This window comes from Echinicola sediminis (genome assembly GCF_054777495.1).
Map to the genome: position 1 here is coordinate 1 of NZ_BAAHAP010000221.1, position 1,543 is coordinate 1,543.

2 protein-coding genes are annotated in these 1,543 nt (G+C 42.9%); both read right to left on the reverse strand.

From position 1 onward, the window contains the following. Nucleotides 1-116 precede the first annotated feature (116 nt). Nucleotides 117-974, reverse strand: coding sequence for a formate/nitrite transporter family protein (locus tag ACYVAA_RS22845; protein ID WP_460546382.1), 858 nt, complete (start codon nt 972-974; stop codon nt 117-119). 59 nt (nt 975-1,033) lie between these two features. Then, the coding region (locus ACYVAA_RS22850; protein WP_460546385.1) for a hypothetical protein at nt 1,034-1,543 on the reverse strand (510 nt) is incomplete at its 5' end.

Below are 1,543 nucleotides of genomic sequence, written 5' to 3' on the forward strand. Positions count from 1 at the left end.
AGGATTGGCTTATACAAGACCTCACCCAAAAACCTTAATGCCCTTAACCCCTTCATTTCTTAATGGTTTAACTCTGATCAGGGTATATGTTAAATACGTCCCCAATAACTAATTCCCTACTTTACGTCAATATTATAAACAAAGGCACGGTACTTCAGCAAGGCCACAAACACAGCGCCTCCCATTGCATTCCCCAACAGGGCAAAAAACTGGAAGTTGAGGTACTTGGCAAAATTGATCTTTTCCGAACTCAGCAGGCCTGAAAAGACCTCAACATTACCAACAATACTGTGATGCAAACCTGTAAAGGACATGGTGGCCGTAATGATAAAGATGATGAAAATACGGCTGAGTGTATCTGTGGAAGAAGACATTAACCAAGAAAGCAGGCCCATAAGCCATCCGGCCAAGACCGCACTGCTAAATATGACCACCGATTTATGATCTGTCACGTGCAGGGCAATCTTTTCAACGGTATACATGTCAAAAATCCCCAATCTAGGAGCAATCCACACCAGCAGCAAACTTATGGCATAGCCGCCGGCGATATTCCCCGTAATTACCAAACCCCAAATTCTTAGCAAGCTACGGATCCCCCTCTTATTATTCAGCACTGGCAAGGTCAGCAATGAAGTCTGTTCGGTAAACAAGATGGACTGGCCTAAAATCACCATGATAAAGCCAATGGGATAAACTAAGGAGATCAGTTTAAAGCTGTTTTCTTCTCCCACAATGTCTGCGAAATGAAAAAAAACAGAACAGATCAACAGGTAACTAAAGCCGATCTCCAACCCTGCAGTAAAGGAACTCAGTAAAAGGCTGCTCGACTTGCGGTCATAGGTTTCCAGGCCCTCACTTATCTGCTGTTTGAGGATCTCCCCATGGGATTTGGTGCCGTCCTTTGACTTGGAAGAGGACTTCTTAAGCTCCGAATCAATGCTCCGTTGACGTTTTTTTTCTTCTTTATCAGCCATAGTAAAAAGGGTAAGGTTCCAACAGCACAAAATCCATTCCTTATATTAGGAAAAAACTCCTATCGAAGCAAAAATCCCACCTTATAGGTCAACATCGCATGCCAACCATATAATCTATCATAACCGGTGACTGAAAGATCGACGGATTGCTTTCGGGTAGCTTGATTTGCTTTCCAGTCAAAGGACAATTGAGTGATCAAGCCCAGCTGACTTCTTGAAATCCTATTATAACCATTTGACACCAACTCATTATTCTCGTCATTACCATAACCTCGGAAATAATTATCGACCCCAAAATGATAAGAAGGCCCTGCTGCTAAACCCACCCTCAATCCTTTGTCGGTTTTTAGCATATCCGCCTGAAAAGCAAAATTGGCCAGAAAACCCGTGCTTCTATCGGCCATCGAAGGATAGGGGTTGGCATTGGACTTTTTCTGTGAAAAATCCGTCGATTGAAAAAGAAGCAATGAGGGATTAAGAGAAAGACGATTATTGAGGTAATAACTAAGATCATTACTGATATTGATTCCAGGGATTCCCATATTACCCTCTACGCCTACTCCCCCACC

Bases quoted from the DNA above. Each gene is read 5' to 3' on its own strand.
- ACYVAA_RS22845 (WP_460546382.1), bottom strand. From the start codon at position 974: ATGGCTGATAAAGAAGAAAAAAAACGTCAACGGAGCATTGATTCGGAG.